Annotated in this window: 19 protein-coding genes and 2 pseudogenes; 2 read left to right on the top strand and 19 right to left on the bottom strand. The window is 71.3% G+C overall.

Annotation, left to right across the window (positions count from 1 at the left end; genetic code table 11):
* Positions 1 to 284: 284 nt before the first annotated feature.
* The 6 genes from AC07DO_RS14240 to bldG form a co-directional block, all read right to left on the bottom strand.
* Positions 285 to 482: a hypothetical protein gene (locus AC07DO_RS14240; RefSeq protein ID WP_479059533.1), complete on the bottom strand. Its 198-nt coding sequence runs from the start codon at positions 480 to 482 to the stop codon at positions 285 to 287.
* A 166-nt stretch (positions 483 to 648) separates the two neighbouring features.
* Entirely contained in the window at positions 649 to 2,163 is a 1,515-nt protein-coding gene (locus AC07DO_RS14235) for a DUF7059 domain-containing protein (protein ID WP_479059531.1), read from the bottom strand.
* Positions 2,164 to 2,296: 133 nt separating this feature from the next.
* Complete coding sequence (locus AC07DO_RS14230) at positions 2,297 to 2,881, bottom strand: small secreted protein (protein WP_385930419.1); 585 nt, start codon at positions 2,879 to 2,881, stop codon at positions 2,297 to 2,299.
* Positions 2,882 to 3,135: 254 nt separating this feature from the next.
* Positions 3,136 to 5,538, bottom strand: a complete 2,403-nt coding sequence (locus AC07DO_RS14225; RefSeq protein ID WP_479059529.1) for a sodium-translocating pyrophosphatase — start codon at positions 5,536 to 5,538, stop codon at positions 3,136 to 3,138.
* Positions 5,539 to 5,822: 284 nt separating this feature from the next.
* Entirely contained in the window at positions 5,823 to 6,263 is a 441-nt protein-coding gene (locus AC07DO_RS14220) for an ATP-binding protein (RefSeq protein WP_479059527.1), read from the bottom strand.
* A gap of 118 nt (positions 6,264 to 6,381) precedes the next feature.
* Positions 6,382 to 6,723 (bottom strand): anti-sigma factor antagonist BldG, encoded by a 342-nt coding sequence (bldG, locus tag AC07DO_RS14215; RefSeq protein WP_003975386.1) that lies wholly within the window; start codon positions 6,721 to 6,723, stop codon positions 6,382 to 6,384.
* An 80-nt stretch (positions 6,724 to 6,803) separates the two neighbouring features.
* Between bldG and AC07DO_RS14210 the strand changes: the two genes are divergently transcribed.
* A complete protein-coding gene (locus AC07DO_RS14210; RefSeq protein ID WP_479059525.1) occupies positions 6,804 to 9,266 on the top strand; it encodes a DEAD/DEAH box helicase in 2,463 nt (820 codons plus the stop codon).
* 58 nt (positions 9,267 to 9,324) lie between these two features.
* On the opposite strand, the gene AC07DO_RS14205 is transcribed toward AC07DO_RS14210, so the two are convergent.
* From AC07DO_RS14205 to AC07DO_RS14145, 13 genes and pseudogenes are all read right to left on the bottom strand, one after another.
* Positions 9,325 to 10,065 carry a class I SAM-dependent methyltransferase gene (locus AC07DO_RS14205; protein WP_479059523.1) on the bottom strand — a complete coding sequence of 247 codons (741 nt, stop codon included), beginning with the start codon at positions 10,063 to 10,065 and terminating at the stop codon, positions 9,325 to 9,327.
* A 320-nt stretch (positions 10,066 to 10,385) separates the two neighbouring features.
* A pseudogene (locus tag AC07DO_RS14200) lies at positions 10,386 to 10,601 on the bottom strand (Rv3654c family TadE-like protein); the annotation flags it as partial.
* A gap of 65 nt (positions 10,602 to 10,666) precedes the next feature.
* Entirely contained in the window at positions 10,667 to 11,089 is a 423-nt protein-coding gene (locus AC07DO_RS14195; RefSeq protein ID WP_479059521.1) for a TadE family type IV pilus minor pilin, read from the bottom strand.
* Complete coding sequence (locus AC07DO_RS14190) at positions 11,076 to 11,330, bottom strand: DUF4244 domain-containing protein (RefSeq protein ID WP_479059519.1); 255 nt, start codon at positions 11,328 to 11,330, stop codon at positions 11,076 to 11,078. Before AC07DO_RS14190 ends, AC07DO_RS14195 begins: the two co-directional genes overlap by 14 nt.
* Before the next feature lie 82 nt (positions 11,331 to 11,412).
* Positions 11,413 to 11,943, bottom strand: coding sequence for a type II secretion system F family protein (locus AC07DO_RS14185; RefSeq protein WP_479059518.1), 531 nt, complete (start codon positions 11,941 to 11,943; stop codon positions 11,413 to 11,415).
* A 254-nt stretch (positions 11,944 to 12,197) separates the two neighbouring features.
* A complete protein-coding gene (locus AC07DO_RS14180; protein ID WP_479059516.1) occupies positions 12,198 to 12,914 on the bottom strand; it encodes a type II secretion system F family protein in 717 nt (238 codons plus the stop codon).
* A 155-nt stretch (positions 12,915 to 13,069) separates the two neighbouring features.
* Positions 13,070 to 13,501: pseudogene (locus AC07DO_RS14175) on the bottom strand (ATPase, T2SS/T4P/T4SS family); the annotation flags it as partial.
* Between the two features lie 342 nt (positions 13,502 to 13,843).
* A complete protein-coding gene (alaS, locus tag AC07DO_RS14170; protein WP_479059514.1) occupies positions 13,844 to 16,501 on the bottom strand; it encodes an alanine--tRNA ligase in 2,658 nt (885 codons plus the stop codon).
* Between the two features lie 243 nt (positions 16,502 to 16,744).
* A complete protein-coding gene (locus AC07DO_RS14165) occupies positions 16,745 to 17,422 on the bottom strand; it encodes an HAD family hydrolase (RefSeq protein WP_479059513.1) in 678 nt (225 codons plus the stop codon).
* Positions 17,419 to 17,967 (bottom strand): orotate phosphoribosyltransferase, encoded by a 549-nt coding sequence (locus AC07DO_RS14160; protein WP_479059512.1) that lies wholly within the window; start codon positions 17,965 to 17,967, stop codon positions 17,419 to 17,421. Before AC07DO_RS14160 ends, AC07DO_RS14165 begins: the two co-directional genes overlap by 4 nt.
* Complete coding sequence (locus AC07DO_RS14155) at positions 17,964 to 18,536, bottom strand: SLOG cluster 4 domain-containing protein (RefSeq protein WP_479059511.1); 573 nt, start codon at positions 18,534 to 18,536, stop codon at positions 17,964 to 17,966. Before AC07DO_RS14155 ends, AC07DO_RS14160 begins: the two co-directional genes overlap by 4 nt.
* Positions 18,533 to 19,435, bottom strand: coding sequence for a nucleotidyltransferase domain-containing protein (locus AC07DO_RS14150; protein WP_479059509.1), 903 nt, complete (start codon positions 19,433 to 19,435; stop codon positions 18,533 to 18,535). Before AC07DO_RS14150 ends, AC07DO_RS14155 begins: the two co-directional genes overlap by 4 nt.
* 47 nt (positions 19,436 to 19,482) lie before the next feature.
* Complete coding sequence (locus tag AC07DO_RS14145) at positions 19,483 to 20,328, bottom strand: aspartyl/asparaginyl beta-hydroxylase domain-containing protein (RefSeq protein WP_479059507.1); 846 nt, start codon at positions 20,326 to 20,328, stop codon at positions 19,483 to 19,485.
* A 334-nt stretch (positions 20,329 to 20,662) separates the two neighbouring features.
* On the opposite strand from AC07DO_RS14145, the gene AC07DO_RS14140 reads away from it, so the two are divergent.
* The gene (locus AC07DO_RS14140; protein ID WP_479059506.1) at positions 20,663 to 22,231 is read left to right on the top strand and encodes a tetratricopeptide repeat protein; all 1,569 of its coding nucleotides are present in this window, start codon (positions 20,663 to 20,665) and stop codon (positions 22,229 to 22,231) included.

The raw sequence follows: 22,231 nt of genomic DNA, 5'->3' as shown, positions 1-22,231 counted from the left end.
GCGGTGGCGATGCTCGTGGCGGTGCGGTGACAGTGCCCGCATGGCTTGCGTTGCGCTGTCGCTGCGGAGTGTGACGGTACATCCCGCCCCCGTGTCAAACGGGAAAAGCCCGCAACGGCCACTCGAACGGTAACCCGACTACCGCCATTCCTGCCGCCCGGCGTCGCGACCCGCTGTTTCAGCACCTCTCACGGCCGGAGCCCGCCCGAGGCCTGTGTGATCACTGGGAAGCGTGCGTCGCCGGAGTCGCGACGCGGCCGCTCTCCAGCCGCTTTGCCTCCGCTTCACAGCCGCGTGAAGCACCACACTCCGAGGAGGACGGCGACCGCTCCCGCGAGCGTCGCCAACGTCACCGATGCGACGGGGTTCACACCCTGGGCGACAGGGTCGCGGTGCGCGACACGCACACCCGTCCACATCAGCAGTCCGGCGCCGAACAGCGCGAACACCGTTCCGGCGAAGATCGCTGGCCCGCTCTCCATGGTCTTGCCTTCCCGTGCCGAGTTCCCCTGCGGGGAGGCTGACACGCACGGGAATCGGGAGGACGAAATCGGGGTGAACGGCGGCGGGCATGTTGGCCTGATCAGCCCCTGCCGGTCCCCCTCGGCCCTCCCGTGACCCCCTCCCGTGAACCCCTCCCGTCAGCCCTTACTCCGACACGGGCAGCAGGAAGCCCTGCTGCACGAGCAGCCTGATCTGTGCGGGCGTACGGTCCCGCAGCAACACCGGGTCCTCGCCGACCAGTTGCGCGATGGCGTCCAGGATCCGTCCGGCGCTCAGCGAGCCGTCGCAGACGCCCGCGAACCCGGCGCCCACCGTGTCGACCTTGGTGGCCCTGCGCATCCCGCGGTTCTGGCGCAGCACGACGTGCTCCGGGTCCTCGGCGCCCGGCAGTCCGACCTGCTCCTGCACGACCTCGTCGGCGAGCTTGAAGTGCGCGGCGAGCAGCGCGGCGTCGTCGTGGGCACGCAGGTACTCCTGCCGCTCGAAGAACTCCCGCACCGTGTCGCCGAGCGGCTGCTCGACGGGGTGCGGCCACTCCTCGACGGTGACGGACGGCTCGGCGGCAGCCGTCTTCCTGAGCGTGATCCAGCCGAACCCGACGGCACGCGTGCCCCGCGCCTCGAACTCGTCCAGCCACGCGTCGTACCGCGCGGCGTACTCCGCGGAGTCCGTGCGGTGGTCCCCCGCGTCGCGCAGCCACAGCTCGGCGTACTGCGTGATGTCCTGCACCTCGCGCTGCACGATCCAGGCATCGCAGTCGCGCGGCACCCAGGACCGCAGCCGGTCCTGCCACTCCTCGCCCTCCACGTGCTGCCAGTTGGCCAGGAAGTGCGCGTACCCCCCTTCGTTCAACCGCTCCCCCGCCTCCTGAACGAGCGAGCGGCACAGATCGTCCCCGCCCATGCCGCCGTCCCGGTACGTGAGCCGTGCACCCGGCGAGATGACGAAGGGCGGGTTGGAGACGATCAGGTCGTACGTCTCGTCCGCCACCGGTGCGAAGAGCGAGCCCTCCCGCAGGTCGGCCTCCGGGGCGCCGGACAGCGCCAGGGTGAGCCGGGTGAACCGCAGGGCCCGGGGGTTGAGGTCCGTCGCGGTCACGCGCGTGGCGTGCTGGGCGGCGTGCAGGGCCTGGATGCCGGAGCCGGTGCCGAGGTCGAGGGCGCTCGCGACGGGCAGGCGCACGGTGATGCCGGCCAGCGTGGTGGACGCGCCGCCCACGCCGAGGACGACGCCCTCCTCGTGCTTGCCGATGCCACCGGCGCCGCCGACCGCGCACCCCAGGTCGGAGACGATGAACCAGTCCTCGCCGCTCGGCCCTCCGTACGGCCGCACGTCCACCGACGCCCACAGCTCGCCGTCCCGCTCGGCCAGCCAGTCGCTCTCCAGGAGTACGTCGACGGGGAGAACGTCGGCCACGCGCGCGTGGGGCACCGATTCCTGGAGCAGGAAGAGGCGTACGAGCGCCGGGAGGGCACCGTCCCCGCGCGTGGCCCGCAGCGCGGGCACGGTCTCGCTGCGCGCCAGCGCGGTGTAGGCGGGGGCCCCGAGCAGCTCGAGCAGCCCGTCGGCGGTGAAGTCGGCGGCGAGCAGGGCGTCGCGCAGGGCGGCGGCGACATCGGCGCGGTCGGACGAGGGCAGGGGAAGGGTGGCGTTACTCACCCCTCCATTGTGGCCCTCCGGGCGCGCCGATGCCCTCGGCACCGCGTGGGCGCCGAGGGCATCGGGAACTTCGGGGAGCGTACGGAACGTACGCCCGGAAGAGCGGCACGTACGACACGTATGGCTGGAAGGGTCAGCTCTTGGCGGAGGGCGTGGCGGACGCGCTCTTGCAGCTGTCCTGCTTGCCCATCGCCTTGCCGACCTCGCCCTCCTGCAGCTTCTCCAGGGCTTCGTTGCCGCTCTTGCTGAGCTTGTCCAGCTCGCCCGCGACGTCCTTGAGGCCGTCGGCGAAGTCCGCCTGGTTCTTGGTGTCCAGGCCGTCGACCTGCTTCTTCAGGTCGCCGTACGACTTGGAGATGGCGTTGAGCTCCTTGACGGCGTCGTCCGTCTTCTTCTTGCCGTCGTCGACCGGGGGCGCGCCCGCGTTCTTCACTGCGTCGCCCATCGACTTGTAGGCGTCGGACATGTCCTTGAACGCCTTGGAGTCGGTCTTCTGGACGTCGCCCGGCGAGCTGTTGTCAGAGGTCTCCTTCTGGATCGCGGCGTTGGCGTCCGCGATCTTCTTCGACTGGGGCTGCACCGAGTCACAGACCTTCTTGGCCCAGTCGTCCAGCTTCTTGTTGCCGTCGTCGCTGCACCCTGACAAAGCGAGTACCAGTACCGCACCGCCGGACAGTGCGGCTGCAAGCTTCTTGTTCACCGGATTGGTCCCTTCCATGGCTCTCGGCCCCGGAACTTACACGCCAACTGGGCTACATCCGCATGCCGGGGGCTCGGTACATCCTCTATTGCAGCCATTTGCACCAAGCGGCGTACGGGAACGGGGCGCGAGAGAAGGCTCACGGATCTCTCCGTGGACACACGTCGGGCGGACGGCGCATCAAAAAGCGCCGTCCGCCCGCGTGTTGGGCAGAGCCCGACTCGGAGTCACCGAGCCGGGTTACTGGGCCACGGCCCTACGAAACCACGGCCCTACGAGACCACCGCCGGGTCGGCCGGCTTGGCCACCCGCTCGGAGTTGCCCTCGTCCCCGACGGCGATGCCTCGCCGCTTGGACATGTAGACCGCGCCGATGATGATCACGATGGAGAGCGTCGCGATCAGCACCCGCATTCCGACGCTGGCGTCGTCCCCGTAGCTGAACTTGACGACCGCGGGCGCGATGAGCAGCGCCACCAGGTTCATCACCTTCAGCAGGGGGTTGATCGCAGGCCCCGCGGTGTCCTTGAACGGGTCGCCCACGGTGTCGCCGATGACGACCGCGGCGTGGGCCTCGCTGCCCTTGCCGCCGTGATGGCCGTCCTCGACGAGCTTCTTGGCGTTGTCCCAGGCGCCGCCGGAGTTGGCGAGGAAGACCGCCATGAGCGTGCCCGTGCCGATCGCGCCCGCGAGGAACGAGCCGAGCGCGCCGACGCCGAGCGAGAAGCCGACCGCGATCGGCGTGAGCACGGCGAGCAGACCCGGTGTGGCCAGCTCGCGCAGCGCGTCCTTGGTGCAGATGTCGACGACGCGCCCGTACTCGGGCTCCTCGGTGTAGTCCATGATCCCGGGGTGCTCGCGGAACTGCCGCCGCACCTCGTAGACCACGGCTCCCGCCGACCGCGACACCGCGTTGATCGCCAGCCCCGAGAAGAGGAAGACGACCGCGGCGCCGAGGATCAGGCCCACCAGGTTGTTGGGCTGTGAGATGTCCATCACAAGGTTCATCGGAGCGCCGTCGCCGAGTTTCTCGCCGACGTCCTTGGCCGCTTCCGCGATGGCGTCGCGGTACGACCCGAAGAGCGCCGACGCCGCGAGGACCGCGGTCGCGATGGCGATGCCCTTGGTGATGGCTTTGGTGGTGTTGCCGACGGCGTCCAGGTCGGTGAGGACCTGCGCGCCCGCGCCCTCGACGTCGCCGGACATCTCGGCGATGCCCTGCGCGTTGTCGGAGACGGGCCCGAACGTGTCCATGGCGACGATGACGCCGACCGTGGTCAGCAGTCCCGTACCGGCGAGCGCGACCGCGAAGAGGGCGAGCATGATCGACGTACCGCCGAGCAGGAACGCCCCGTACACGCCGAGACCGATCAGCAGCGCGGTGTAGACGGCCGATTCCAGACCGATGGAGATGCCGGCGAGGACGACGGTGGCCGGGCCGGTGAGCGAGGTCTTCCCGATGTCCTTGACGGGACGCCGGGTGGTCTCGGTGAAGTAGCCGGTGAGCTGCTGGATCAGCGCGGCCATCACGATGCCGATGGCGACGGCGACGAGCGCGAGGACCCGCGGATCGCCGTCGTGGCCCTTGATCGCGGCGCTCGTGACGCCGTCCAGGTCCGCGTACGTGGACGGCAGGTAGACGTAGACCGCCGCGGCCACGAGGGCGAGCGAGATGACCGCGGAGATGAAGAAGCCGCGGTTGATGGCGCTCATCCCGCTGCGGTCGGAGCGCCGGGGCGCCACCGCGAAGATGCCGATCATCGCCGTCACGACGCCGATGGCCGGGACGATCAGGGGGAAGGCGAGCCCGGAGTCGCCGAACGCCACCTTGCCGAGGATCAGCGCCGCGACGAGCGTCACGGCGTACGACTCGAAGAGGTCGGCGGCCATACCGGCGCAGTCGCCGACGTTGTCACCCACGTTGTCGGCGATGGTCGCGGCATTGCGCGGATCGTCCTCCGGAATACCCTGCTCGACCTTGCCGACCAGGTCGGCGCCGACGTCGGCGGCCTTGGTGAAGATGCCGCCGCCGACACGCATGAACATCGCGATCAGTGCGGCGCCGAGGCCGAAACCTTCGAGCACCTTCGGTGCGTCGGCCGCGTAGACGAGCACCACACAGGAGGCGCCCAGAAGACCGAGCCCCACCGTGAACATGCCGACTACGCCGCCCGTGCGGAAAGCGATCTTCATGGCCTTGTGCGAGACAGCGGTGAGATCCTTTTCGGGTTCACCTTCTGCCGGAGTGGCCTCTCGGGCGGCGGCTGCCACGCGCACATTGCTGCGTACGGCGAGCCACATACCGATATAGCCGGTGGTCGCCGAGAACGCCGCTCCGACCAAGAAGAAGATCGATCGTCCGGCGCGCTGATTCCAGTCGTCCGCGGGCAGCAGCATGAGCAGGAAGAACACCACGACGGCGAATACGCCGAGAGTGCGCAACTGGCGTCCCAGATAGGCATTCGCGCCCACCTGGATCGCCTTCGCGATCTTCTTCATGCTGTCGGTGCCCTCGCCCGCCGCGAGTACTTGTCGTACGAGCACACCCGCGACGACGAGCGCCGCCAGCGCGACGGCAGCGATCGCCATCACGATGAGACGGTTGTCATCTGTCAGGACTGCGGCTGCGAAGGTTGTGGGATGGTCAAACTGATGAGGGGTAGAAAGCCCCGCCATTCGTCCTCCTTGACGCTTGGGCTGAGCTCAAGATGTGGACGGATTGTAGGGAGCGGAACCTGATCAAAACAGAGCGCCACAAACGGAATTGACTTGAGATTGCCTCTCAGCAAATGATCGGGCGCCCGGATTGACCCCGAAAGCGGTAATGCCTCAAAACCGTTGACGATAGATCGGCGGGGCATCGACGGGAGATCGTCGATCTAGGGCCTTAAATGATCAGAAAAAGAAAAGGCCCAGTTCACCGTGGTGGTGACAGGGCCTTGGAGGCGGGGTGGAACGGGTCAGGGCACGAGCGGCGCCGGCGTCGTCGGCCAGCTCATACGGATGAGGCCACCGGCCTCGCCGGCCGTGACCTCCACGTCGTCCACGAGTCCGCTGATGACCGCGAGGCCCATTTCGTCCTCGCCCTCGGCATCCGCTTCTTCGCCGTCGTCGAGACGCGCGCCGGGCGCCCGGTCACCGGGAGCCGCACGGGGGGCCTCGTCGCCGACCTCGATGGAGAACTGCTTCTCGTCCTCGATCAGCGCGACCCGCACCGGCGCCGTCACTCCGCCGCTCTGGTGCAGCCCGACGGCGCGCGTGCAGGCCTCGCCGACGGCGAGCCTGACCTCGTCGAGAACGGCCTCGTCCACCCCGGCCCTGCGCGCCACCGCGGCCGCCACCAGACGGGCGGTCCTGACGTGCTCGGGCAGGGCGCTGAAGCGGAGCTCAACGGTGGCCATGCATCCCCCTCGACATACGCGCGTGCTGTCAGGGGGCCGGGCCGCAGGCCCGGTCCCCTGCTGTACTGCCGTCCCGGGCCCAGGGGCCCGGGAGGTCCGGCGCTCGGTCGAAGGCCACTCAGTCGGTGGCCGCGACCGCTTCCTCGACCGAGGTGTGGATGGGGAACACCTTGGTCAGGCCGGTGATACGGAAAATCTTGAGAATGCGCTCCTGGTTGCAGACCAGGCGCAGCGAGCCCTCATGGGCACGCACCCGCTTCAGGCCGCCGACCAGCACGCCGAGCCCGGTGGAGTCGAGGAAGTCCACGCCCTCCATGTCGACGACCAGATGAAAACTGCCGTCGTTCACCAGCTCGACCAACTGCTCGCGCAGCTTGGGCGCGGTATATACATCGATTTCGCCACCGACCTCGACGACCGTACGATCGCCGACGGTACGGGTCGACAGGGACAGGTCCACGGATCCTCCAGCACCTTGCTATCGAGCGGTCATCCCTCGGGACACCTCGGCAGAGCCCCCAGGACGGATCGCCAGCCGCGATGGCATTCAATCACTTACTGGTAGGCGTGCACGACGCCTTCGGACCATTGTCCATCCCGCCAGTGACACACTCGATGCCGATGGCCAAAATTTCTCCTCCCGGAGGACCCTCTGCGGGCGCCCCGGCACGCACGTCCCCGCGGACCGTTCTCGACCGGCTCACCGCGGGGCCGAGCCGTGCATCGCGCGTCACTCATACGGAGCACCTGCCCCCACGTGAGGCCCGGTATGCAGTCTGGCCCGACCGCATCCGGTCAGAGGTCATATCCGCCGTCCGGGCCGCCGGTATCGAGCACCCCTGGGCGCACCAGGCGCTCGCCGCCGAGCACGCCCTGGACGGGGAATCCGTCGTCGTCGCCACCGGCACCGCCTCCGGCAAGTCCCTGGCCTACCTCACCCCCGTCCTCTCCGCCCTCCTGGACGGCTCGGAAGCGCCGAACGGGCGCGGCACGACCGCCCTGTACCTCGCGCCCACGAAGGCCCTCGCCGCCGACCAGCGCCGCGCCGTCCGCGAACTGGCGGCCCCCCTCGGCAACGCGGTGCGCCCCGCCGTCTACGACGGCGACACCCCCTTCGAAGAACGCGAATGGGTCCGGCAGTACGCCAATTACGTCCTGACCAACCCCGACATGCTGCACCGCGGGATACTCCCCTCCCACCCGCGCTGGTCGTCCTTCCTGCGCTCCCTGCGCTACGTCGTCATCGACGAGTGCCACACCTACCGCGGCGTCTTCGGCTCCCACGTCGCCCAGGTCCTGCGCCGCCTGCGCCGCCTCTGCGCCCGCTACGGCTCCGAGCCCGTCTTCCTCCTCGCCTCCGCCACCTGCGCCGATCCCGCGGCGTCCGCGGAGCGCCTCACCGGCCTTCCCGTGAAGGAGGTCGCCGACGACGCCTCACCCCGCGGCGACCTCGTCTTCGCCCTCTGGGAGCCCCCTCTCACCGAGCTCCACGGCGAGAAGGGCGCCCCCGTCCGCCGTACCGCCACCGCCGAGACAGCCGACCTCCTCACCGACCTCACCGTCCAGGGAGTCCGCTCGGTCGCCTTCGTACGGTCCCGGCGCGGCGCCGAACTGATCGCCGTGATCGCCCAGGAACGCCTCGCCGAAGTCGACCGCTCCCTCCCCCGGCGTGTCGCGGCCTACCGCGGCGGCTACCTCCCCGAGGAGCGCCGCGCCCTGGAGCGCGCCCTGCACTCCGGTGAACTCCTCGGCCTCGCCGCCACCACCGCCCTCGAACTCGGCGTCGACGTCTCGGGCCTGGACGCGGTCGTCATCGCCGGCTACCCGGGCACGCGGGCCTCGCTCTGGCAGCAGGCCGGCCGGGCGGGGCGGTCGGCGCAGGGCGCGCTGGCCGTCCTCGTCGCCCGGGACGACCCGCTGGACACGTATCTCGTCCACCACCCCGAGGCGCTGTTCGAGCAGCCCGTCGAGTGCACGGTCCTCGATCCCGACAACCCGTACGTCCTCGCCCCTCACCTCTGCGCCGCCGCCTCCGAACTCCCGCTGGTCGAGGAGGACCTCGCCCTCTTCGGCCCCACCACCGAAGAACTCCTCCCGCAGCTGGAGGCCGCGAAGCTTCTCCGGCGCCGGACCAAGGCCTGGCACTGGACCCGCCGGGAACGGGCCGCCGACCTCACCGACATCCGCGGCGAGGGCGGAAAGCCCGTCCAGATCGTCGAGGAGGGCACGGGCCGGCTCCTCGGCACGGTCGACGCCTCCGCCGCGCACACGAGCGTGCACGAGGGCGCGGTCCACCTCCACCAGGGGCGTACGTATCTCGTGCGCCACCTCGACCTGGACGACTCGGTCGCCCTCGTCGAGGAGGCCGCGCCGCCCTACTCCACGACCGCTCGCGACACGACGGCGATCTCCATCCTGGAAACGGACACGGAGATCCCCTGGGGTGCGGGCCGCCTCTGCTACGGCTCCGTCGAAGTCACCAACCAAGTCGTCTCGTTCCTGCGCCGTCGCCTCATCACCGGCGAGGTGCTCGGCGAGACCAAGCTGGACCTCCCTCCTCGTACGCTCCGGACGCGCGCGGTGTGGTGGACGGTGACCGAGGACCAGCTCGACGCCGCGCGCATCAACCCCGAGATCCTCGGCGGCGCACTGCACGCCGCCGAACATGCGTCCATCGGCATGCTCCCGCTCTTCGCCACCTGTGACCGATGGGACATCGGCGGCGTCTCCGTGCCGCTGCACCCGGACACGCTCCTACCCACGGTTTTCGTGTACGACGGCCACCCCGGCGGGGCGGGCTTCGCCGAGCGCGCCTTCCACACGGCCCGCGAGTGGCTCACGGCCACGCGCCAGGCCATCGCCTCCTGCGAGTGCGAGGCGGGCTGCCCTTCGTGCATCCAGTCCCCCAAGTGCGGCAACGGCAACGACCCGTTGCACAAGCGGGGGGCGGTGCGGTTGCTTTCGGTGCTGCTGCGCGACGCGGAGACCGGCGAGGGCGCCTAGGCCTGTCCGGCGAGGGTGTCCGGCGAGGGGGTGCCGTCACGTCTCGGCGCGGCGGAACTCACGGTTTGTGGGTTACCCAGAGCAGTTCCGCAGGCCAGCGGTGTGCCCAGTCGGGTGGGTCGGTTTCGTTGTAGCCGTTGGGTGTGCCGGTTTCGGGCCGCGGCTCGATGAGGTCGTCGATGACGAGACCCGCGCCGCGCAGGACCCTGACCCAGTCGCCGTAGGTGAGCTGATAGCTGGTCGCGTCGGCGCCTTCGGCGATGGTGTTCAGTCCGAAGTAGTCCTGTCGCAGCGTCGTGGTGACGCGACCGGCGGCTTCGTCGTAGCAGGCTTCGAACCACGGGCTGGCGACGTTGAACACCAGGCGCCCGCCTGAGACAAGGACGCGTGCGGCCTGCGGAACTGCCAGGTGCGGGGGCGCCCAGCTGAGCCCACCGAAGTCGCAGAACACCAGGTCGAAACTGTCGGCGGCGAAGGGGAGTTGTTCGGCGGCGCCTTGCACCAGCGGGTAGCGGGCCGCTCCCATCACCCGGGCCGCCGCGGCGAGTTGGGCTTCGGACAGGTCGAGTCCGACCACGGTGGCGCCCTCGGCGGCGAGCGCCCTGGACCACTGGCCGGCGCCGCAGCCGAGTTCGAGGACGCGCTTGCCGGTGACGTCGCCCAGGGCGTGCAGGTGGGCGTCGGGGATGGAGTACATGCCCCACAGCCGGGGTGCGGCGCCGATTTGCGGGTCGTGTTCGTGCTGGTAGGCGCTGCTGATCCGGTTCCAGAGCCGCCGGTTGGCGGGGATGCTGTCCACGTGCCGACTTCAGCATTGCCTGCCGGGGCGGTCAACACGATTAGGGCACTGGCCGCCCTCGGGTCGATGGGGCGAGCCCCTGCTTCCGCTGTACGCGGGGGGGGGACGGGTAGGCGGGCGGCATGGATTCGCCGGGGGCGGTGGGGGTTGGTGCTCCTACCCTGCGGGACGTCGCAGCGGGGGCACGGGGGACCGGTTAGGCCAGGGCCGGTGAGCGCCCCTACAGCAGGTCGTCGCAGCGGCGCCCCCCGAAACATCGCCGGACCCGCCCGGGACCGGGCCGTCGCGGTGAAGGGGCCCGCCGAAGAGGAGACCGAGACCTCCGCGGTCTCACCCCGCAGCCCACACCGAACGACCCGCCCTCCCTGCGCCGCAGCCACCCGCCCCGCCCCCGCGCACGCCGCGTCGGAACCCGCCGACCACCGGTCCGCCGCCGCGAGCGCCGCCAGATCCGCCGCGCCGCCCGCCCTGTGCCGGGCCACGACGACCTGTGTCATCGCGAGCACCGCCCCGCAGATCACCCCGAGTACGGCCATCACGACGACCACCCACACCGTGGCGGCCCCGCGATCGCGCCCCGCACCTCGCCACAGAGCGACTCTCATACGGCCACCCCCACGCTCTCCTCGGCCAACGCCACCGCTTCGGACCCCAGACGCAGGCCCAGGCCCAGTACCTCGGGCCCCGGCGCGTCTGCCACCACCTCGACCCGCACAAGGTCGGACTCGCGCCGCACGGACACGTTCGCCCCGCGCGGCGCCGCCTGCCGTGCCGCGGCCATGGCCACGTCGTCGGGGTCCTGCCGGGCAGCCGCCCGCGCCCCGGCCCTGGCGGCGTCCACGCACTGGATCTGCGCGGAGGCCGCCAACAGCGTCCAGATCAAGGCCATCGTGAAGAGCACCAGCGTCGGCAGCACCACGGCCGCCTCCGCCGTCACGAATCCCCGGTCGGAGCGGCCGGGGAAGTGCGCTCGAAGCCGGGCGCGGCCCCCCTGGCGTTTCCGCTCCCTCTCAGAACGGGACATCGAGCGCCCTCTCCACCAGTCCTTGCAGCGCCGCCTTGACCTGCCCGCTCGTCACGACCTTGTACAGCAGGCCGGCGAAACCCACCGCCGCGATCAAGCCCATGGCGTACTCGGATGTCACCATCCCCGCGTCCGAGCCCAGCGGCTCCAGCGCCCTTCGGGATTGCCGGCTCTGACGCCTCAGACGCCTCAGAACGCGCAGTTTTCGCATCATTCGTCCCCGCATCGCAACCTTCGTCATGTCTTCCTCGAGCCCTTCTTCGTGTTCGGTTCGGCCTTCGTGTCCCGTTCAGCCTTCGTGTCCGGTTCGGCGCCGTCGGCCCTCAGCCCGCGCTCAGCAGCCCCTCCGCCAGCCCCATCACCACCGGCAGCACCCCGACCGCCACGAACGCCGGCAGGAAGCACAGGCCGACCGGGGCCGTCATCAGGACCGCCGCCTTGCGTGCCTCGGCCGTCGCCGCTCTGGCGCGGTCCGCCCTGGCATCCGCGGCCAGGCGGGCCACCGGGTCGGCCGTCGGTGCCCCTGAGTCGCCCGCGCGCTCCAGGAGGCGGGCCAGCGGCGCGGCGCCCGGTATCACGCTCAACTGGCGCCATGCGTCCGCTGGTTCACCGCCCAGGCGTACCTCTGCCGCGCCCCGGGAGAGCCGTTCGCCGACCGGCCCCCGCAAGGACTCGCCCACCGCGTGAGCCGCCACAATCGGGCTCGCTCCGGACGCGATGCACGCCGCCAGAAGGTCGGCTGCCAGGGGCAGTTGCCGGGCCGCCTCATGTGTGTCGTCAGGCCGTCCCGGACAAGACGCACGCTTCTGCCGCACATGGCGCCAGGCCAGGTAGCCGACTGCTGTCGCGGCCATCACCCCCAGCACGCCGCCCACCAGCACATAGGCCGCACTCGCCGTTCCGGCCACCGTCAGCCAAAGCCGTTGTCGCGCCCAGTGGTTCGGCCGGGGTGCCTTCCGGTCACCGCCCTCCGGTGGCCTCGCCCCGGGCAGAGCCCTCTCCGCTCGTCTTCGCTGTGCTCTCTCCCTTCGCGCGGCCAGTGCCGTCAGCGTCAGCCAGAGCACCGCTGCGGCCACCCACACGATCACCCCCAGCCTGTGGACAACGTTCACCGCTCCTCCGCCCCTCGCACGATGCGCAGCGCCCACCACACCCCGACGCCCTCCAGGACTCCGCCCACGGCCAGGCACGCCAGCCCCGGTCCTGTGTGGAACAGCACCCGCAGCGGCTCCGCTCCCAACGCGCTGCCCATCAGCAGGCCCAACAGGGGGAGGGCGGCCAGCATCACGGCTGTTGACCGGGCGCCCGCGAGCTGGGCTCGCAGGTCCGCGTGTTGGTCGCGTTCGGAGCGCAGGGCGGCCTCCAGCCGACCCAGTCCCGCGGCGAGGCCCGCGCCCCGGTCCACCGCGACCCGCCAGCACGCCGCCAGCCCCAGGAGGCCCTCGGCGCCCGGCTCTCGGGCCGCCGAGCGCAGCGCACCCGGCACGTCGCCCCCGAACCGTGCCGCGGCCAGCACCGCACTCCGGGCGTCGCCGGACCCCACACCGGCGTCGGCGGGGTCGTGGAGAGTCAGTCGCAGCGCCTCCCCGGGCTGGCGGCCCGCCCGCACCTCGGCCGCCAGCTCCCCGAGCCAGGCGATCACCGCGGCCCGGCGCCGCTCCCGTTCCCTACGCGCGTCCCTGGCACGCCGTACGCCCGCCGCCAGCGGAACCCCGGCCGCGCCCACGACCAGCGGCACCACGGACTCGCCCAACAGCCCCACCACCGCCCCGGCCGCCAGGCACCACCACTCGGGGCGCGACCGGCCACGGACTGTCGCGATCAACCGTTGCCACCGCGGAATGGGAGACGGTTGTGACGCGTGAGGTGCCAGGAGCTTTCGGAGGCGGCGCGACTCGTGGTCCCGTCGGCCCAGCAGCCAGACAGCGGCCCCCGCGCACATCGTCAACGCCGCTGCCCATGCGCCCATCGCCGTGGTCATCAGCCCTCACCCCCGCCTGCGAGAAGGGTGTTCAGGCGGCTCCAGCCCCGCTCCCGTGCGAAGGCCCGCTCGCCCCACCTCAGTGCCGGTACCGTCACCACCAGGCCCGACGCGGCCCGCTCCAGGACGTGCACCTCGGCCATGCGGCGGCGGCCCGTCCGGTCGCGTACGAGATGGATCACCACCGACAGGGCGGCCGCCAACTGGCTGTGCAGGGCGGCCCGGTCGAGGCCGGCGGTCGTGCCCAGGGCCTCCAGGCGGGCGGGCACGTCCCCGGCGGCGTTGGCGTGAACCGTGCCGCAGCCTCCCTCGTGCCCGGTGTTCAGCGCGGCCAGCAGGTGCGCGACCTCCGCGCCCCGCACCTCGCCCACCACCAGGCGGTCCGGGCGCATCCGCAGGGCCTGGCGCACCAGGTCGTCCAGGCCGACGAGGCGCTTGTTAGGAACAGTTCGGGTGTCTCACGGGCCCCGCTGTCTCACTGGCCAGTGGCTCTTCGGCTCGCCGCGATCTGGTGAGTCGAGGGCAGGTGTGTCTCAGAAAATGCCGCCAGACGTTATGGGTTCGCAACCTTCCCGATGTCGCCTCGGGGCCGCGTCACCCTGGGCACTGCTTGAGCCTTTCCTGAAAAGTCGGCCCCTTCAGCCCCTCCGGTTCCGTGAACCACGCAGCCGCAGGCCCGTGACCAGGCACTTCGGTCGACGGGCCTGCGGTAGCGGTGAGGGACTCGGGGGCGGTTCGTGCAGTGGCATGGACCGCCCCTGGCGCGTCGCCGGTCAGTGGTCGCCGAGCAGGTGGGCGGCTTCTCGGGCGGCGAGGTCCAGGGCGTCGTTGAGGGCGTGTGGGTGGCGTCCTCCGGCGCTGGCGAGGGGGCCGCGTCCTCCGGAGCCGCCGCCGACGGTGCGGGCGGCCTGGGCGAGGATCTGGCTGGCCTGGGTGTCGCCCTGGTGGAGGTCGGGGGAGATCGCGGCGGCGAGGAGGGCCTTGCCCTCGTGTTCGGCGCCCAGGATCACGACGGCCGGGCCGCGGCCGAGCCGCGCGAGAGTGTCGGCGGCGAGGCCCCGCAGTTCGTCCGGGGCGATGCCGGTGACGTGCTGGACGACCAGCTGCCCGCGACCGGTGGGCTGGGTCTGGTCGGCGAGCCGTCCGGCCTGCTGCCGCAGTTCCTCGGACCGCAGCCGGGAAAGCTTCTCCTGGGCCGCGGCCAGGGCGTCCAGGCGCTTGCGCAGGGCGCCGGGGGCCTCGGCCGGGCGGGAGCCGAGCAGGCCGCCGATCTCGTTCAGCAGCCGCCGCTCGGTGTCCAGGTGGCGAAGGGTGCCGTGACCGGTGAGGGCCTCGACGCGGCGGAGGTTGGAGCCGATCGACGACTCGCTGAGCAGGCGGAAGGCGCCGACCTGGGAGCCATGGGCGACGTGGGTGCCGCCGCAGAGCTCGCGGGAGAAGTCGCCGATGTCGACGATGCGGACAGTGTCGCCGTACTTCTCTCCGAACAGCGCGATGGCGCCCGCGGCCTCGGCTTCGGCGCGGTCGGCGTGCCAGGCCCGCACTTCGGGGTCGTCGAGGACGTGGCCGTTGACGGCGTTCTCGATCTGGTGGAGCTGGTCGGGGGTGAGGGCGGTGAAGTGCGCGAAGTCGAAGCGGAGCCGGTCGGGTTCGACGAGGGAGCCCTGCTGGCGGGCGTGGTCGCCGAGGGTGGCCATGACGACGGCGTGCAGGATGTGGGTGGCCGAGTGCGACCGCATCAGCCCGGCCCGCCGCTCAGCATCGACGACGGCCTCGCCGGTGGTGCCGGTGGTCAGTTCGCCTTCGAGGACGCGGGCGGTGTGGACGCGGAAGCCTTCCAGGCCGTAGCGGGTGTCGGTGATCTCCAGCAAGGTGCCGTCAGCAAAGTGCAGGGCGCCGGTGTCGCCGATCTGTCCGCCGGCCTCGGCATAGAACGGCGACCGGTCCAGCACCAGTTCGACGTCGCTGCCCGCGCCGGCGGTGGGGACGACGGTGCCGTTCGCGATGAGTCCGGTGACGGTGGCCTCGGCGGTCAGGTGGTCGTAGCCGAGGAACTCGGTGCGGGGCAGGGCCGCGGACAGCTCCCGGTAGGTGTCCAGCTTGCGCAGGGCCTCGGCGGTCTTGGCCTTGCCGCTGGTCTTCGCGCGCTTCTTCTGCTCGTCCAGCAGGGTGGCGAACCGGTCCTCATCGACGGTCAGTCCGGCGTCGCGGGCGGCCTCGACGGTCAGCTCGAGGGGGAAGCCGTAGGTGTCGGCGAGTTCGAAGGCCGTCTCGCCGGGTAGTGCCGCCGAGCCGCTGCCCTGGGTGCGGCTGATCGCGGCGTCCAGCAGCCGGGTGCCCTGGGCCAGGGTGCGGGTGAAGGACTCCTCTTCCGCGGCGACGACCTGCTCGATCAGCCCGGCCTGCGCGGACAGCTCCGGCCAGACGTCGCCGAGGTTGCCGATCACGGACGCGGTCGCGGCCGGAAGGACCGGGCCGTCGATGCCGAGCAGGCGGGCGTGACGGATCGCGCGGCGCATCAGGCGCCGCAGGACGTAGCCGCGGCCGTCCTTGGCTGGCAGGACACCGTCAGCGATGAGGAAGGCGATGGAGCGGGCGTGCTCGGTGACGACCTGGAAGGACACCTTCTCCTCGCCCTCGCTGGGGGCCTCACGGCCGGCGAGGTCCTGGACGGTGTGCAGGGTCGGCAGCAGCAGGTCGGTGGTGCAGACGTTGGGTGCGTCCTGGAGGATCGCGGCGAGCCGGTCCAGGCCGAGCCCGGTGTCGACGCCCTTGCGGTCGAGCTCGCCGAGGATGGGGAAGTTGCCCTTCTTGTCGCCCTGGCCGCGCTGGAACTGCATGAAGACCAGGTTCCAGATCTCGACGTAGCGCTCGCCGTCGATGGCCGGGCCGCCCTCCTTGCCGAAGGCGGGGCCGCGGTCGTAGTTGACCTCCGAGCAGGGCCCGCAGGGGCCGGGGACGCCCATGGACCAGTAGTTGTCCTCCATGCCGAGCCGCTGGATGCGGCTCGCGGGGACGCCGATGCGGCGCCAGATGTGCTCGGCCTCGTCGTCGTCCTCGAAGACGGTGATCCAGAGCTTGTCCTTCTCCAGCCCGTAGCCCTGGGTCAGGAGTTCCCAGGCGAAGGCGATGGCGTCTTCCTTGAAGTAGTCGCCGAAGGAGAAGTTGCCCATCATCTCGAAGAACGTCGCGTGCCGGTTGGTGCGGCCGACGTTGTCGATGTCGGAGGTGCGAGCGCACTTCTGGATGCTGGTCGCCCGGGGGAAGGCGGGGACGGTCTCGCCCAGGAAGTAGGGCTTGAACTGGTTCATCCCGGCGTTCGCCAGCAGCAGCGTCGGGTCGTCGGGGACCAGCGGGCTGGACGGGACCTGGTGGTGGCCGCGGGAGGTGAAGAAGTCGGTGAACGTGGTGCGGATCTGCGTCGAGCGCATGGCGGCATGGCCTCACGGAAGAGTCACGGAAGGTGGTGGGGGAAGATCACACGCCGAGCCGGGCCGAGAACAGGGACTGAGGAAGTTCTCAGTTCTCCAGCTCGACGCAGATAGCTCGCGCCCCCATGGGCCGCACCTTTGACTCCAGATTCCGTTGATCAAAGCGATGTCGCGGCAGACCACCAGAGCAGCTGTCCTGGCCTGCCGCAGCACCGACTGTAGCGAATCCGCAGTCAAGATCGCTTAGCGTGCGGGCGCCGACACCCACTGCCGGGTCTGCCCGGCCGAGCTCAGAGCGAGCAGGCCGGGCCCGATCTCGGACGGGTCCTTCAAGATCACCGGGCAGCCGGCGGCCGCGAGGGCGGCCGGTCCGGCGTATCCCCATCCGGCCCCGGCGAAGACGACCTCTGCCTCGAAGGCGGCTGCCCGGTCGGTGAGGGTGTCGCCGACGAACACCGCGGTGTGCGGGGCGACGGCGAGGCGGGCCAGAGCCAGGAAGATCCCGTCCGGGGCGGGCTTGGGCTCGGCGTCCTCCCGGCAGACCGTCGTGTCCAGCAGTGCGAGGGCCGCCGGGGGCAGCAGCCAGGGCAGCCGGTTCCGGGTCTGCAGCGTGACCAGCCCGGTCGCGGCCCCGGCGTCCTTGAGGGCCATGAGCCCTTCCAGGACACCGGGGAAGAGCCGGGTGCCGGCCGCGGTGGCCAGGGCGACGTCCCACCAGATCTCGCAGAGCTCGTCCGGCTCGCTGACGCCGAGCGCGGACAGCACCTCGACCCTCGGGGTTGTCACCGCGTCCGGCGGCAGGTCCGCGATGGTGATCCGCCGCCCCAGGGCGGCGGTGGCGACCCCGGCGAGAGTGGCCAGCACCGCCTGGCGGCTGTCCAGCAGCACTCCGTCCAGGTCAAACAGCACCGCCCCCGTCATGACGCCGCCCCACTCGTCGGGAGGTCGCTTTCGTGCAGCAGTGACCGGAGTGTCATTTTGTGTCCCTCCAGCAGCAGCCGCCCGCCGAGTGGCCGTTCGAGGACGCAGAGCGCGTCGGTGACCTGCGCGTCGGCGGTCCGCAGGATGCGGGCCATGGCCAGCAGCTGCCCGCCGGAGCGGACCACGTCATCGACCAGGACCACCCGCCGCCCCTCAACGGCGGCGCCTTCGGCCTGGCGGCGGGTGCCGTAGCCCTTGGGTGCCCGCCGCAGGAACGCGGCCGGCAGCCCGGTCGCCGCGGACAGGGCGACGACGAGCGGGACGCCGCCGAGCTCGATCCCGGCCAGCACCTGGGCATCGGTCGGGATGAGGGCGGCCATGGCGTCGGCGACGTCGTGCAGCAGCTGCGGGTCGGCGGCCAGCTGGTACTCGTCGAAGTACGCATCCAGCATCCGTCCGTCCGCCAGCTCGAACGGGCCGCGGACGCAGGTCGTCGCGGCCAGCCGCCCCGCCAGCGGCAGCATCGTGGTGGGGGTGATGGTCATGCCTCGCCTCCGTCCGTGCCGGTCATCAGCCCCGATAGGGCCCCGGCGAGGTCCGCTGCCGTCGGGATCTCGGTGATGAAGTCCAGCGGCCGGGTCGGGGACTCGAACAGCCACTTCTCCTGCTTGAGGAACGACAGCAGGTTCAGGGCGGTCGGCCCGGTGATCCAAACAGGGACTGGGCGGATGTTGCCCGCGTAGTAGAGGGCGGCCGTCAGCTCGTGCAGGGTGCCGACCCCGCCGCCCATCGCGACGACCACGTCCGCGTGCGCGAAGTAGTGATCGAGCCGTTCCCCGAGGGTCTTCAGGTAGGTCGCCTCGGTGACGTGCTCGTTCAGCTCGCCCCACTCCTGCCGCTTGCTGGCCAGGGTCAGGGCGGCGATCGTGCCGCCCTTGGCGGCGGCCCCGCGGGCGGCGGCCTCCATCAGCCCGTTGTAACCGCCGTGCAGCAGCGTGAACTGGGCCGCCGCCAGCAGCCCGCCGATCTGCTCGGCCATGTGCTCCTCGGTGTCGGAGGGCGGGACGACGCCGCCGAGGAACACCGCGATGCCGCTCTCGTCTCTCGTGGTCATGCCAGCTCCAGGTAGGTGCGGTAGGCGGTGACGGCGTCCGCGAGGCCGTCCAGGGCGTTCGGGCAGGCCCGCTCGGTCAGCGCCAGCACTCGGTCCAGGGCCGTCTCGACGTCGGCGGCGGTGGGGACGGCCGGGGAGGTGATCGCCGTGTCCAGGTCCGCGAGGCAGGCCCGGCCGATCGGGGTGAGCGCGAGCTCTTCGCGCAGCTGATACCAGCCCCAGAACCGCGACCCGGGAACGAGCGCGGTCTTGATCAGGTCCTTCGTCGCGGTGTGCAGCAGGTGCCATTCGCCGTAGGCGACGAACCGCTGTCCGCGCTGGATCCGCTTGTGCAGCAGCACCGCCAGCACCAAGTGCTCGATCAACAGCTCGGTGCACGACCTCGGACGGCCCGTGTGCTCCGTGACGAACGTGCGGGCGGCCTCGACCTGCGAGGCGGTCAGAGTGCCGATCGGCCGTTCCAGCAGCACCTTCCCGGCGAGCTTCCGGCGGGCGGCGGGGATCTGGGAGGTGGGGGCGAGGTAGAGGTCGACCTGCTGGAGCTTGCCCTCGTGCTGGACGAGGAAGACGAACCCGATGCCGCCCAGGTCCGCGACGATGCTGTCGCGCCAGCCGGGCAGCAGAGCCCCGGCCGCGACCGTCATCAGATCGTCCAGGGCCGCGGTGAACGCGGGCAGAGCACCGTCGTGGACGCCGACGAGGAAGTCCACGTCCGAGAGCCGGTCGGCGGTGCCCGAAGCGAGCGACCCGCGGACGACCAGGTGCGTCACCTTTGGGGACAGGGCGAGGAGTTCGGCGATGCGGGTCAGCAGCGGCAGCTGCCGGGGCCGGTTGGCCTCGGCGAGCGCGGCCAGCTGCAGTTCAGCCGGTGCCGGGGTCTGGGGCAGAGCGATGGGCATGAGCGGTTCCTTCCGGGCCGGGGAGTCGCGCGGACAGCGGAAACGGGTCAGCAGACGGTGCGGGCCAGGAGCTTGTCCCTCGCGGCCCTCCAGCGGCCGGCGGCCTCCATGTCGCCGAGTGCGGTGTGCAGGTCGGCGATCAGGTCGTAGCCGGTGCCCTCCGGCAGAGCGGCGGAGTAGAACAGCCGCAGCAGCAGCTGTTCCGCCGCATCCACGTAGCCCAGGTCCGCGAGACGGCGGGCGTCGGCGAGCCTGTCCGCCAGCTCGGCCTGGGAGGCGGTGGGCAGCGGCTCGGCGGTCGACGGATGCAGCTGCGACCGCTCCGCGAGATGGCTGTAGGCGTCGTCGGCGTAGACGTCCGCGATCAGGTGGATTCGGTCCGGGCCCAGCAGGTTGCAGACCCCGTGCGGGAACGTCGGGGTCAGCCGCCAGATCTGCCCGCCGGTCATGTGGACCTTGGTGCCGCCGGTGACCAGGAACGCGGAGGAGTTGGTGTGCAGCGGGATGTGCAGGCGGTGCCGTTCGACCTGGTCCAGCTCGTCGTAGTCGCGGTGTTCCCAGAGGAACGCGTTCGCCTCCAGCCTTGCGAGCCGAACCCACATGTAGGACAACCCGAGGTCGGCTAGCAGCCCGGCCGTCGCGGGCATCTGCTGGAGGAGGCCGGTGGGGCGGGCGGTGCCGTCCGCGATGCTCACATCGGCGGCGTCGCCGGTGGGGTTCATCAGCGAGGTGGTCCACCAGCCGCCGGACTGGTAGTCGCCGTAGGCGGCCTTCCAGGGCGCCGGGGCGGTCAGGGCCTCGTGCCGCAGCCGCTCAACCAGCTGTCCGTCGAGCCGGTCCAGCTGGGCGACCTGCCCGGACAGGGCATGCAGAGGCCGTACTTCGTCATCCATGACGTCCCTCTCGAACTCCCGCCCCGGCCCGGGGGCCGAGGCGGTGGCGGACGGGGTTGGGGCGCGACGCGTCCGGCCGGATGCCCGGTTCGCCGTCGGAGGAGCGGACGAGGGTTCGTCGGCCGGACGCGGCGCCGTCATCAGAGTCGCCCGGCAGCGTTCTCGCAGGTAGTGAGAGGTCCCCGCCCTCCATGGGCGGTGCCGCCGCCCACGGAGGGCGGGCAGGCCGCCCGGCGGCGGGGGTTTGACCGTCCGGTGGGGCAGGCAAGCAATCTTCGTCAGCACCAGCGGCGCAACCCGGCGCCGTCCGTGTGCCGTTCGGGGGAGGCATCCCGTGAGAGCCGCAGCAGCCAGACGATCAAAGCCGGTCCACGACGTCTCCTGCGGCCGGGCCCTGCGCGAACGCCTACTCGGCCAGGCCGGATCCCCCGACCCCGTGCCGCCCCTCGTGGTCTCGATGATCGCCGCCGAGATCCATGGCCACTGCGGCCACCGTCTCCTCAAATGCCGCCGCCTGGCGACGGGCTGGACCGTCACCCAGGCTGTGGCCGCCGCCCACCAGCTCGTCGCCGACCAGGGCCTGCCCAAGGTCGGGCTGTCGGAGCGGTCCTGGAAGGACTGGGAAGCCGGCCACCTGCCCAGCCCCGACTATCAGGACCTGCTGTGCCGCCTGTTCGCCACCAGCCCTGTCTGTCTGGGCTTCGCCCACGACTACTCGCCCGGGGATTCTGATCCACTTTGGAGCGGGACCGCGACGGGTGCGACACTCCCCGCAGGGCAGGCAAGTGCCAGGGGAACCAGCCCGGTTGACGGGGCGGAGGTGGAGGAGACGAAGCGTCGCGACGCGGTGAAGCTCGCCGGACTGGCCCTGACGGCCCCGGCCACCGCAGCACAGATCCTGGAAGCGGCCGCGGCCGAGGCCATGGAGTTCACCCGGCAGGCCGAGGCGACCTCGCTCGGCTCCGGCACCCTCGACCACCTCGACCTCGCGGTCACCGAGTTCAACCGCGCATACTCGATCAAGCCGCCCAAGGCGGTCTTCGACGCCGTGCTGGACTACCGGCGCAAGGTCGACCGGTTCCTCACCGACGACCACACCCACCGGCAGGAACGTGACCTGCGGGCATTCGCCGGATGGCTGTCCGAACTCCTAGCGTGGCTCGCCCACGACCTCGGAAACGCCAGCACCGGCCTGGCGTTCGCCACCGACGCGTTCGTCCAGGGCCAGCAGGCCGGACACGGCCAGCTGTGCGCGTGGGCGATGGACGCCGCCGCCTCGATCAACCTGTATGAACAACGGCCCGTCAAAGCCCGCGAAGCCGCCCTCAAGGGCCTCACCGAAGCGCCGACCGGGCATCCGCTGACCGTGCGCCTGCATGCCCAGGCCGCCAGAGCTGCCGCCGCCGACGGCGACGCCGAAGGGTTCACCGCCGCCTTCCAGGCCGCCGAGGACGCCTATCGGCATCTGCCGCCCCGCCCGGCCCGCCGCTTCGGCATGGACACCGCCCCGCTCGCCGACTATGCCCTCACCTCGTATCCGGCGACCTCGTTCATCTGGCTCGGCCAGGCCGAACAGGCCCGCCAGCATGCCGAACACGCGCTGCGAACCTATGAGTCGGCGCCGGAAGCATCCCGGTCCCCGAGCCGCGAAGCCATCGCCCGCATCGACCTGGCGCTCGCGCATGCCCAGCTCGGCGACCCCGACGACGCCGTCACCCTCGGCCATCAGGCCCTGGGCTCCGCCCGCGTTGTCGACTCCGTCCGCAGCCGGGCCGGGGACCTCACCGCCTTCCTGACCCGCCGCTATCCCCGCCAGACGGCCGTCGAGGGCCTGCGCGAACGGCTCGCCGCCGCCGGTGCGGCCGCCCGCCCGGCCCTGCCCACCGCACCCACTGGAGCGTGA

It is taken from the genome of Streptomyces sp. NPDC045678 (genome assembly GCF_056432085.1).
Note: the sequence above shows the minus strand (reverse complement) of the source record. Positions and strands in the feature narration are given on the sequence as shown.